Raw genomic sequence first — 11,407 nt, 5'->3', positions numbered from 1 at the left:
CCGTTATCATATTTCTACATTCATGTTCTCCAAATAATAAGGACACAGAGGAGGATATATTATTCACAAATAAAGTGCTAATATTAAAAGTTGACTATTTGACAAATTCTTTTTAAGGTTGGTAAAGAATTAGTGTTTTCAGATTCATCAAATAATTTTACCATTACAAGTGAATACAGCACTCCTTCGGATTTTGGAAGTATAAAGTTAATTTATAATGAATTAACCGAAACCCTATTTGATGGTTCCATAATTTGGAATGGTTTGGGTGGAATAAATTTCCCTCAAAATTTTATCAATCAGGATGAATTTGAAGTAGCAAATACAACGGATGCAGTCTATCCAGTAAATGGTTTCCAAAACATTTTCAATTTCGAAAACCAATCATATGATTATTTGCAAATATGGTCCTCGATACAAAAATTAATTAAAGTACGGGAATATCTAAAGTCGAATCCAAGTGCAACGGTCAAATTATTTCGCTACACACCGAGCGTTGGCGTAGGAAATCCAAGCGAATGGGATTGGATTATTTTCATGAAAAATTAAATTGGTATAATTTTTTGTTTTATTTAATGAGAAGGTTTAAGACAAGATTTATAAGTGCTTTAAAATATTGTAATTGAGAAAATTTTTTCATACCAGTACAAATTAGATAATAGGCTGTCTAAAGATTAAGGCAGCCTATTATTTATTTATTGTATTTCATACGGTAAAGTATCCGTCTCGCCGAGACGAAAATACCCATAAGCATAATCCTTTGTATTTGTCTGATTCACGATATTTCCTTTTACTGCGGAAGGTGTGACTTGAAATGGGCCACCACCTCCACCAGTGGACGCAGCAATAAGTATTCCCATATAATTGGAATATCTTTCAGAAATGCCATAAAGTATTATATTGACGGTGTTTCCTACTTCCAAATCTTCATCACCATATAACTCATTCATTACATTTCCTTGATTGTATCGGTCATCGATTATTGTATATTCGGGAAATGCATTTGCGACAGATTCAAATCGAACTAAATAATAGTTTCGCTCGTTAGGAATATCATTCCAAAACACTTTTATCCCTATTTCGTCATTGTTCAAACCTAAATCACTACGTTGCTCAACCGATGTAATGTCAGGTGTTGCCATCAGCTTTTCGGTAGACCTATAGGTTTGACCTTTGTGAATAACGGTTAGTGTGTATGTCTCACCCAATACAGGAACAAAGTTCTCACAGGTATATCTGCCAGAATTAAGGTCAGTTGCTGGTTCTTCTATAAAATCGAAAACAGAATTTTCACTATTTGTAACATACACCGTTGCTCCCGAAACCTTGGGAATCGTGTTGTCATAGTATCCATGTGAAAGGGATAGAAGAATGGTTTGGGTAGCTCCTGAAGTGCCTTTTTCCCAATTGATATTGGCATCAATCACCAATCTAGGTGCTTCTGTTTCTAAATCGACAGTGATGACGTCCTCACAACTGACAAAAGCAATTAACGATAAAATAATAAGTATCTTTTTCATGGTATTAAAATTTAAAATTATAGGTTATAGCTGGTACGACCCCAAAAATCGAAAACTTCACAGCTTCGTTTTGAGCGGTATCTTCATTTTGTCTAAAATTGATGGAAGCCGCATTTTGTCTGTTATAGACATTGTATAGGCTGAACACCCATTCACCTTGCCAGCCTTCCACTTTTTTCGGTTTTGGCACATAGGTTGCCGATAGATCTAAATGGTGGAACACAGGTAATGAATTGCCATTTCTCAAACCGTAGCTCGGCACATTGATGCCTCCATAATTATACTGTCCTTTAGGATATGTTGTAGGTTGTCCGGATTGTAAGGTGAAAATTGACCCAAAGTTCCATTTGTCGTTCCATTTATAAGTACTGGTTATGGACAGATTATGAAGTTTGTCAAAGCCAGAACGATACCATTCACCTTCATTAATTCCTGGTTCACCTGCGGTCCTGCCAGGGGTTTTTTGTTCACTTCTTGAAATGGTATAAGAAATCCATCCATTCAGCTTCCCTGTATTTTTCCGCAACATGAATTCTAAACCATAGGAACGACCCTCACCGTTAAGGATAACCTGTTCAAGATCATTATTTGCAATTAATTGGGCCCCATCGATATAATTAACGATGTTTTTTGTTTTCTTGAAGTATCCTTCAACTTCAATAGAGTAGGAATCTTCTGCAAAATTTTGGAAATACCCTAACGCCAATTGGTCGGAAATCTGTGGCTTGAAAAAATCATCACTTGGTGACCAAATGTCCAAAGGAGTGGGTGAGCTGGTGTTTGAGATGAGATGTATGTATTGGGCCATTCTGTTGTAATTGAGCTTTACAGATTTACTGTCTGACAAAGCATATGCGATAGAAAAACGAGGTTCCAGATTTCCAAAATTTGCAATTATCTCTTCGGAATTAAAATCTTTGGTTCCGATGGGTATCGCTTTTTCGTAGATACCTAAATCAGCATTATATAGAACAGCCTGATTGTTTTCATATACGTTAATGGTTTGCTCACCCAATCTTTGGAACAAACTGTATCTTAAGCCGTAATTGACTTTTATTTTTTCGGACAATTTTTGATCTACTTCAAAATAAAGGGCTTGCTCACAAGCATATTTTTTATCCAGTTGATCACTGATGATACCAGAATCTTCGCCACTTGGCTTTACTGTTCCTGGATTGAAATCATAATATTGAGCATTGATTCCATAAGTCAATTTTGTTGCGCTGTTCAAATAATGTTTAAAATCATACTTAAAATTGAAGTTTTTTATACCACTGTCCCAACTGAAGCCATAGAAATCTATATCTAAACCATAATAGTAATCACTATAGATCAATGAGAGATTTGAGAAAAGTTTGTCTGTAAAGAGATGATTCCAGCGTAAATTGGCAATTGTATTACCATAGGTATTGATAAACCCACCATTCAAATCGAATAGATCTCTGCCAAAGTATCCAGACAGATAAAGACTGTTTTTCGTATTTAAATCATAGCTTATTTTAGTATTCAGGTCATAAAAATAAGCCGAATTCTCATTGCCACTCGCTTTCAATAGCAAATGTCCGTAAGACCCTCTGCCTGCTACAAGAAACGATCCTTTTCCTTTTAACAAAGGCCCTTCAGCCATAAGTCTACTTGATATAACACCAATTCCACCAGTGAATGTATAGTTCTCTTTATTACCTTCTTTCTGATAAATATCCAAGACTGATGAAAGTCGTCCTCCAAACCTAGCCGGAATACCTCCTTTGTAGAGTTTTAAGTCTTTGATGGCATCAGAATTGAACACAGAAAAGAAACCGAAAAGATGGGACGTATTATAGATGGTTGCCTCATCCAGAAGAACTAAATTCTGATCGGCAGATCCGCCCCTTACATTGAAACCAGATTGTCCTTCACCTGCGTTTGTGACTCCAGGGAGTTGTAGGATTGATTTGACTAAATCCACTTCTCCCATCACCACTGGCATTTCCCTAATGGTTTGTATTGTGAGTTTGTTCACACTCATTTCAGCCTTTTTGATATCCGCTCTCTTTTTATTTTCAGTGATGGTTATTTCATTTAAAGTCTCATTGGCTTCCGTTAGAGCAAAATCCTTTTTAATATTTTGACTGATTGCAATGGTCTCTTCGAAAGGCTGAAAGCCGATATAGCTAAATTGAAAAACATAAGTTCCTGTCGGAATTGTGATAGAGTAAAATCCATATTCATTGGTGCTGGTCCCAACATTTAGTTCTGGTATGTAAATATTCACCCCAATAAGGGTTTCGGTGCTACCGGAGTCTCGTATGATACCATTTATTGTGGCATTGTCTTGCGAGAAGGTCTTAATAGAAAGTAAAAATAGTATCAAGATAATGGGGATGGAATTTCTACAGATCTTTGTTTTTTTAATTCATTTTCATTGCTTGTTTCATTGTTTATTAATTGTTATTTGTTTTTTTTAAGTTGAAATATGTGATTGGAATTTTTTGTTTTGTTGATTTTTTTATTGATGATATGTGCGACGATTAAATTCGGTATCCAGCATAACCAAGCCACAATATTATAAGCTGAGTCAAATTCTGTTATAAATAATAAAAGCGTCGGAAGCCACAATCTTAATGTGACTCCAGAAAAGCAGAGTGCATAACTGTAAATCATCAATTGTTGATGTCTTATGGTGATTACATTTTGTATATTTATATAACCCAATAAGGTGATAACAAACCAAAGGATTGACAGGGTAAAAAATCCAAGAAAAGCAGGAGTTCCACCATTTGAGTAAGGACTGATGTATAGTGCAGATAGCGATGAAATGATAAACGAAATGGCATAAATCTCACCGATGAATCCATGCCAATGATAATGTGGACCCTTTGAAAGTTTTAATCTAAACTGTAACCAACCTGTTAAAAGTGCTGTGGCAGCAAAGACAATATGTAAATGAAAGAACAGCTGCCAAAACACATTGGTGGTAATCTCTCTATTTTTCATATTAAAAAGGCCGAATGGAACATTTAAAAGATAATAGCCAAATGGTAAAAAACCAATCGTTAGCACTAAGCATGATGCTATTATGATGAGACTTCTATTCACGGATATGATATCTTTTTAAATTCTTTTGGTATATCCGAGACTCAAATAGAACGGAACAAATGAATCGGACTTAAAATCTTCTTCTATCACCTTACCACCTTTTAAGTTTATCTCATTTGTTCCAAAGGAATATCCAGTCTGAATTCCATATGAAAAATTTCCGCCAGAAGGAATAAACCAACCATCTATTGCTTCTGGAAAATAGGTTCTAGTCAAATCGCTAGGTTTCACATGGGTAGTAATCGCCTTATCAAAGCTCAATTCTCCGGCCACATACCATTTGGGCTTGTAGTATCCTGAAACGATTGCAAATTCGCTTCCAATATTGAAAAGGCGCGTGAATTTATTCTCATAGCGCCTAAAAACCCCATAAGCTTTTAAGGTCGTTGAGAATTCATTTATATTCAGAATTTCGATTTGTCCACCTATTTTCGATTTCAAATCATCTACTATCTTTTCGCCAAACGGTACAGAAAATTCCGTGTTCAAAACAATAGGGAGTTTTGTGTTAAATTTATAGCCATATCCAATACCTACCGTAGTTCCATAGTCAAATCCGAAGTTTATATTAAAAAGATGCCTTTGTTCTGATGTCATGCTCCTCCAGTTCAAGTTTTGAGAGAAGGAATTTATGGTCATCAAGATTAATACAAGTATTATAAATTTTGATTTCATTATTTTAGGATTGCTATTTTAGTTTAAGGTGTTTAAATATGCCAGTACTTTTGGATGAACACTGTTCCAATTGAAATAGAACATTTCATGTCCTGTATTTTCAATTTTTGCTATGTCACTGGAGGGGAAATAATTGGCTTCTTTTTGTGCAAATGAGAGACCGTATGATTTATTGTTTTCGCCGTACAACAATAATACCTTGGTGCTATATTGTCCTAGATTGGTCGTAAAGTCGAATTTATCTTTTTCAGCGATATCCGCCAATCCAGCCAATACCATAGCGCCATTTCTCCAAAAAGGAGATGGACCTTCGATACCTTCTTCATTACCTGGCGCAAATGAGAATGCCGATCTGATATTTAATTTGTAGTCGAGAATTTCATGTTGGTTTTCTTTGCCTGTGAAAAATTGATCGATATAAAGGACATTATTGGTAGTTTCAGAAAATAGATTCAATTTTTTGCTGCTCTCACCATATGTGGTAAAATCATCATAATTTAATCCTCCAGCTTCGGCCAAAATGAGTCCTGTAATATTTGATGGATTTTGATTTACATAGGCAGTAGATAACATGGCTCCCCAAGAATGACCTATAAGAAATACTTTTTGGGTAGGAGAGGTTTTATAATACTCAATGACAGCGCCTAAATCATCAATCATCATTTGTATGGTATAGCTGTTTTTATCGTGTCTTTTTGAAAGACCCGATCCTCTTTGGTCATAGAAAACCACATAATAGCCGTCGTTTGCGAGCTCTTTAACATTGATTCCGTTTCTGTAATCAGCGCCAGGTCCACCATGCAAAAAGATAACCATTGAATTATTAGGATCGCCAAAGGTTTCAGCATGAAGTCGTGTACCATTAACATCGATGGCTGGGATATTTGCATCCTGTTCGGCAGTTTTAGGAACCAGAGCCCCTGGCTCGTTTGGGTCAATATCCGAGCAGGAAAATTGAATGCCTACAAGAATTGATAAAGTAACTATTAATAATTTTTTTTTTGATTTCATAAATGTTGATTTTTTTGCAAAGATTTGTTAATCAAAATCAATTAAACGTCCTAGCTTACAGGCAAGCACATAAATCAATGTCAAACAACGTACGGGTATGAAAGTTGCTACTTTGAAGTATTTAGTTAAGGCTTAAGTTTAGATTAACAAGTTTAGGTTAACAACTTGATATATTCTGTAGGCGTCAAATTGGTTTCTTTTTTGAAGTATTTGTTGAATGAAGATTTTGAGTTAAAGCCACAGTCAAAGGCCAAAGAAAGAATTGTATTATTTTTTACTCTCTGGTGATTTAATGTATTTTTTTAAAAAAATCTATTCTTTTAGAATTTATGTAATCATAGAAATTTTTTTCTTCGAAAGTATTTATTACCTGTGATAAATTGTTAGGGTGAACATCCATCAATTGTGCAAGTTCAGATAACTTTAGTTCAGGTTTAACAAATAGTTTCTCGTCTCCATTTTCTGAGATAACTTGTAATGTAACTTTCTTGCCGTTTCCTCGGTCAAGCCTGATTTTTGATATTTAATAGACTTTTCTTCGTTAATTATAATATTTCTTGTTTCTGATGTGTATGCCATATTCATTTTTTTTATAATGAATAAGTAAGGAGCTTCTGTAATGAAGAGTTTTGATATTATTTTATTTTTGAATGCCATTGGATATTGATATTTATTATTCTGTATTCCATAAGTATTTAAGAATTCATCATTTTTATTTATTAAACTTACAAGGAACGTTGTGCTGTTTTTTTTGAATCCTTATCACATATACAGAAATTAAAATGAACTGTATTTTGTTAATTTTCCCAACTAGCACTTAGCATTCCCAATGTGTTTTTATCGCTTCCTAAATTTGTAAACATTCAGGAGTTCCATACTTGGTGGGAATAACGGCCTTCATCTTATTATTGTTGGTTTAAAAATTATACCCAAAATTAAGCCCCGGTTGAATAAAGTAGTTAGGCCATTTTTCTTCTACCGATTTAAAAGATTGAGGAACATTATTTCTTATTGGCCAATAACTGCATCCAATAGCTGGTTCAAAAAAGATACGGTTTTTAAAAAACTTAAACTGGTAACCCAAATGGAAGTTCAGATATAGCGTGTATCCATTTCCAATCTTTTTATCATTCTCATCCAAATATTTTTCAAAAGCATTCAATGCATGAACAGATGCGAAGGCACCTTTCCATATAAAACGCTGATATCCTATTGTAGGGGCAACTATGCGTCCATGTCCGGGATATTCTTCTCCCGGTTTATCATATGATGATGATCCGAAAGGGAGACCTATTGGGAAATTATAAACGGATCTTTTTAAATCTAAAGAGACAACATCTTTAGGGGTTATCCTATATCCAAAATTTAATTGCACATACTCAGGGCTGTTTTTTGTGTCAAAATTCCCTAACATCAAGAGTGAGCTCCCAACAAAAAACCTTTTGTAAATACTATCTTGTTGGGCATTTTGGGCATTCACCTTTAAACTGCTTGTTAAAACTAATACAAGTCCAATCCATAAAATTTTGTTTTGCATATCCTTTTTTATTTATTTTTAGATGATAATTACTTATTTTCAGATGTAAAAACTGAAATAAGTTTCAAGTTTAAATCCCTTATCCGGTTTAAAATTCCATGCATAAATGCGTCATCTTTAATTTTTCCAGAAAGAATCGTATTATCTCCATCATAAGAGACATTCATCCCATCAAAGGATTTTTTCCATTTTTTATCAAGATGCCCTTTGACCATTATTTTTGTTATGTTATTCATATTTTGAAGAATTAATTACAGGACAAAAGTAGGAGGCACCCAGTTGAGATTAATCACCCGTGTGGGTGATTTTCTGAATAAATAATTTCGTGAAGACAATCTAGTATGAATTGCCAATTACTGGCAGATTATGGTGTCCCCCAAATTTAGGACAGTAGAATATTTTATAATTTTAACCCCGTGATTAAGTGATACATTTGAGCTGTTCTCCAAATTGGGAGTATAGTAAGACTACTACATCAATTGAGCTTGTTTTGCTTTCGTAACAGCTTTAGAGCGGCAGTTTACATCGAGTTTTAGGAAGATATTCTTTAAGTGTGTTTTAACAGTGTTGACAGAAACAAACAGTTTATTCGCAATTTCCAGATTCGTTAAGTTTTGGCCAATAAGTTTTAGTGTTTCCAGTTCACGGTCGCTTAATTCAAAATTTGTATAATTTTTTACACGTTTTTGTTTTTTATTAATTGCTGACTTAAGTTTGTCGATAAATGTCTTTGGGATTTTTGTTTTGGTTGTTGCATGTATTTTATAAACGTCTTCCAATATTTTATTTGTAGTAATTAAGTCAAAAAGAAAATAATTTAATAAATCCTCATCGGCTGCATATTCCATCGCGGCAATTAAGTTACTAATGGCTTTCTCCTGAAAGCCTGACATTATATTTAGGATAGCATATAAAATTTCAACTTGAACCAGCATATCAGTCCTACCACCAGCACTTGCTAATGTGAATACTTTAGATAGAATGGTTGTTGCTTCATCAAATTGATATTGTACTATCAGCAAACGAGCGAAATTTAGATATGAATGATCATTTTGATAGGAAATTGTTCCATTAATTTCCAATCCGCATTCTTTTGCAAAATCATTTGCTTTCTCAAGTTGAGATGCTTCAATTAGTAAGTAAATTTTCCATCCAACATAAGTTGTAATAATATAAGGTGAAATCTTAAACTGTTTGAGTACTCCCTCTAATTCATTTAACTTATTCACCGCTCCAGTTTTATCTTCATGAGCATGCAAAATATATGAATACGCTAGTAAGGCTATTATTTTTTGAGTAATATTATTTTCATTTTTACATAGTTTATATGCTGTTTCTACACTTTCCAAAGCTTTATCAAAATCGGCCCAAAGACATTCTGTAACAGACATCCTAGTAAATATCCCTGCATACGTCCATTCTGCCTTTGCAATCTCCAAATATCCTTTTTCCTTCATAAAAGCCAAAAGGTCAGAGCAGCGTTTATATGAAGATTTATACTGACCAAAGATTGACTCGCGGAAGGATAGAGATGAAGTAGCTGATGAAATAAGATATAGATTACCTGATTTTTTTGCGAATTCTATAGCGATGATCAATGCATCTATACCCTCTTTGGTATTTCCTTTATTCAATTCTGCAATACCTTTAGAATTCCAGGTCCAACCCTGCCATAAGGTATCTTCCTTGGGAAGTTTTTGAAAGGCTATTTGGCAATAATCCAAAGTTATATCTGGTTTCTGTAGATTTGAATTTAAATGGGCAAAGGCAACCGCAATTTTCCCCTGCAATTTTATATAATTTTCAACTTCCTGCTTGTCTGTTTTTTTATCACGTATTTTATTATTGGTTATTTTTTGAGCAAATGTCAAAAGTGGTTCGGCCTTTTGAATTTCTCCATTATTAATTAATATCCATGAATAATATAAACAGAATTCAGGATTGTATTTTATCACATCCTGTGGAATCAATTCACCATAACTTGAAATAGCGGAATGAAGGCCATTTTTCCACATTTTTTCAACTACCTTTTCAAGTAATTGAATACTTCCTACGTAATCTTTAATGACCAAATTATGCTCTATGGCTAAATCATACATTTCATTATCTTCAAACCCTTTAGCGGCTTTTTTATGAAGATTTTCAACTAAAGTTTTATCTTTAAGTAAGAGTCTTTGTTTTAACAAATCAGCAAAGAGATGATGGTACCTGTACCAATTTCTGTCTGAATCCAATGGGATAATAAATAGATTATTATTTTCTAGCTTCTCAATAATTATCTGACTATCATCTCTATTCAAAATGGCATTACACAAGGAAGCAGAAAATCTCTCTAATATGGATGTTTGTAACAAAAATTCTTTTATATCATCTAATTGTATTTTAAGTACTTCCTCAATCAGATAATCCATTATATATCGGTTATTTCCTTTTAAGTTTTGAATAAATCCAGAAACGTCCTTACGGCCTTGTATTGATAATGCCGTAAGTTGCAGGCCGGCTATCCAACCTTCCGTCTTATTTTCAAGAGAATAGGCATCATCAATTGATAAGCCGATTTTTAGTTTTTTATTAAATAAGACGTAAATATCATTTACGGAAAAACCAAGATCTGATGATCGCAATTCAACAAGTTGATGTTGACTTCTTAACCTAGCTAAAAGAAGCGCTGGATCTGATCGGGTGGAGATTACGATATGAATATTATCTGGAAGGCGTTCCAGCAAATCGGCTATTATCTTTGTAATGTCGCTTGTATCGGTCAAATGAAAATCGTCAAGTACCAATAGAACATTCTGCTTAATTTGCAGCATATCATTCAGAAGCAAATTGGTAATAGACTTATAATTAGGTTTGTCGGGAGATTTTAAAAGCAACATCGCACTTTGTCCAAATTCTGAACTAATAGTTTGAATACTTGTGATGATATAGCGCAAGAATTCTACTGGATCACTATCCCCTTTGTCCAAGGAAACCCATGCAGTTAGAATCTTGTATTGATTGATCCAATCACTTATAAGGGTAGTCTTGCCAAATCCGGCAGGAGCAGAAATAAGAATTAATTTACGGTTGAGACCTTCGCTTAATTTATTAAAAAGATTTAAACGTGGAATTAAATTCTTTCCGAGTGAAGGTATATGAAGTTTAGTTAAAAGCATAGTTGGAATTAAATTAATATCTCTCAAATTAGGAGACTGTTTGAATAATCCTATACGACTTCAGTCCATCCAAAACTCCTAAATTTACTGCTATTCATAATCTAAAATATAAGTGCAATTGTATACTGATGCCCTTTAAACTGTTTAGTTCTTATCAATCATTAATTTCTTCGAAATGCAATAAAAAAATAGGCGCTAATGTCAAACAAGAATAAACTAATTTACTTAAGATGATGGTTTGGAGAAAAGGTTTCCAATGTTTTTTCACCAACAAAAAACAATTTATTGAATAAACACAAAAACTTATGCGAATATTGAAAAATTCCATATCTAATTATAGATATTCTAAAGACTCATTAAACGGGAACAAAATTTAGTATTAAACAGATGTTATCAAACCTCTAAAGCCATCAATAAGAAAAAGTCAT

10 protein-coding genes are annotated in these 11,407 nt (G+C 33.8%); 1 reads left to right on the top strand and 9 read right to left on the bottom strand.

The window, feature by feature from the left end; genetic code table 11:
• Positions 1-132: 132 nt before the first annotated feature.
• A complete protein-coding gene (locus A9996_RS18220) occupies positions 133-549 on the top strand; it encodes a hypothetical protein (protein ID WP_066438695.1) in 417 nt (138 codons plus the stop codon).
• 146 nt (positions 550-695) lie between these two features.
• Here A9996_RS18220 and A9996_RS18215 read toward each other — a convergent pair whose 3' ends face one another.
• From A9996_RS18215 to A9996_RS20745, 9 genes are all read right to left on the bottom strand, one after another.
• Positions 696-1,520 carry a DUF4249 domain-containing protein gene (locus A9996_RS18215; RefSeq protein WP_066438693.1) on the bottom strand — a complete coding sequence of 275 codons (825 nt, stop codon included), beginning with the start codon at positions 1,518-1,520 and terminating at the stop codon, positions 696-698.
• Between the two features lie 4 nt (positions 1,521-1,524).
• Positions 1,525-3,873, bottom strand: coding sequence for a TonB-dependent receptor (locus A9996_RS18210; protein WP_248912383.1), 2,349 nt, complete (start codon positions 3,871-3,873; stop codon positions 1,525-1,527).
• Between the two features lie 77 nt (positions 3,874-3,950).
• Complete coding sequence (locus A9996_RS18205; protein ID WP_157487252.1) at positions 3,951-4,598, bottom strand: DUF2306 domain-containing protein; 648 nt, start codon at positions 4,596-4,598, stop codon at positions 3,951-3,953.
• A 15-nt stretch (positions 4,599-4,613) separates the two neighbouring features.
• A complete protein-coding gene (locus A9996_RS18200) occupies positions 4,614-5,195 on the bottom strand; it encodes a hypothetical protein (protein WP_083994028.1) in 582 nt (193 codons plus the stop codon).
• Between the two features lie 96 nt (positions 5,196-5,291).
• A complete protein-coding gene (locus A9996_RS18195) occupies positions 5,292-6,284 on the bottom strand; it encodes an alpha/beta fold hydrolase (RefSeq protein WP_066438683.1) in 993 nt (330 codons plus the stop codon).
• A 152-nt stretch (positions 6,285-6,436) separates the two neighbouring features.
• Positions 6,437-6,547, bottom strand: a complete 111-nt coding sequence (locus tag A9996_RS21090) for a helix-turn-helix domain-containing protein (protein WP_083994027.1) — start codon at positions 6,545-6,547, stop codon at positions 6,437-6,439.
• A gap of 653 nt (positions 6,548-7,200) precedes the next feature.
• Positions 7,201-7,821, bottom strand: coding sequence for a hypothetical protein (locus tag A9996_RS18185; RefSeq protein ID WP_066438679.1), 621 nt, complete (start codon positions 7,819-7,821; stop codon positions 7,201-7,203).
• Positions 7,822-7,850: 29 nt separating this feature from the next.
• Complete coding sequence (locus A9996_RS18180; protein ID WP_066438677.1) at positions 7,851-8,057, bottom strand: hypothetical protein; 207 nt, start codon at positions 8,055-8,057, stop codon at positions 7,851-7,853.
• A gap of 234 nt (positions 8,058-8,291) precedes the next feature.
• The gene (locus A9996_RS20745) at positions 8,292-11,006 is read right to left on the bottom strand and encodes a winged helix-turn-helix domain-containing protein (RefSeq protein WP_146608928.1); all 2,715 of its coding nucleotides are present in this window, start codon (positions 11,004-11,006) and stop codon (positions 8,292-8,294) included.
• Positions 11,007-11,407 lie beyond the last annotated feature (401 nt).

The organism is Gelidibacter algens (assembly GCF_001678675.1).
GTDB classification, from domain to species: domain Bacteria; phylum Bacteroidota; class Bacteroidia; order Flavobacteriales; family Flavobacteriaceae; genus Gelidibacter; species Gelidibacter algens.
The sequence above is the reverse complement of the archived record's forward strand: the minus strand, read 5'-3'. Positions and strand labels throughout refer to the sequence as shown.